The organism is Thermanaerothrix sp., assembly GCA_026417795.1.
Classification (GTDB): Bacteria; Synergistota; Synergistia; order Synergistales; family Synergistaceae; genus Thermanaerovibrio.
Genome location: JAOACP010000112.1, coordinates 1 through 1,138 on the forward strand (window position 1 = coordinate 1; position 1,138 = coordinate 1,138).

At 52.3% G+C, this 1,138-nt stretch carries 1 protein-coding gene; it reads left to right on the forward strand.

Translation table 11 applies throughout. The features are described 5' to 3' along the window. The coding region (locus N2315_09470) for a hypothetical protein (GenBank protein ID MCX7829399.1) at positions 1-1,138 on the forward strand (1,138 nt) is incomplete at both ends.

Sequence of the window (1,138 nt, forward strand, 5' to 3'; positions counted from 1 at the left end):
CCTCCGTCCCTGGCAGTTAATTCTCCCAGTTACGGTAGTTACAAAGGCCTCGGGACTTTCCAGATCCAGGGAACTGCCAGCGATAGCTTTGCCCTGAAAGACCTTGACTCAGGCACAGCGGGCACCCAGGCGGTTATCGTCCGTACGTTGAATGCAGATTTTACTGATACGGCCAACAATACCCTGGTAACCGTCGCAAGTGACGGCACCTGGTCCTACTCTTACACCGTGAATGCGGGGATCGACGAAACAAAAACCTTTTATATTCTGGCCCAGGATTTCTTTAACAAACAAACCGTCATAAGCCACCAGATTCGCCTGGATACGGTGCCCCCCACCATCAGCATCACCAATCCGGCCGCCGCTGGTTCCTGGTTCGAAAGCCTTGCCCGCTTTGATGGAGCCGCGAACGACACCACCGGTATTAAGACCATCTACTACTGGATCGGTAACGAAACCGATACACCCCCCGCTGTCGGAAATGCGGCATGGACAAGTCTGGCAGGAAACGTGAATTGGTCCGCTACGGTTGACCTTTCAACTGCTCTGGAGGGTTCCAAAAAATTCTGGGTCTATGCAGAAGACCTGGCAGGCAACGTGAGTACTCCCCAGAGTTTACAGTTCTATCTTGATAAGGCCAATCCCACCATCAGCGGAGTTTCCGTTGGTGATGGGGAATACCGGAACGCTACCTTTAGTCTTGCCACAACGGTGGGAGATACGTATCAACTAAAGAGTATCCTCGTAGAACAGCAACAGGGAAGCGGGGCCTACGTTACTATCTACTCCGGGGCTGTCAGTGGAACCACGAGCTCCGTGACTGTGAACAACCTTCCCCGGGATCCGGGGAATCCCGCGGCCTTAACCCTGGTGGATGCGGAGTACACCTATCGGATCACCGTGGAAGATCTCGCGGGGAAAAAGACAAGCCTTACCCGCCGGATTGTATTCGACGATACCAAGCCTGTTGTAGAAATCACGAGCTTTACCAAATATGCCACAGCAAATAAAGTCAATAAAACAGTAACCTTTAACTCCCTCGCAAGTGATGCGAATGGTCTTGAGGGAGTCAAGTACTTTGTGAGCACGAATGGGACAAGTGCGCCAGCCTATGATGCCACTGTGGGTGGTTCTATAG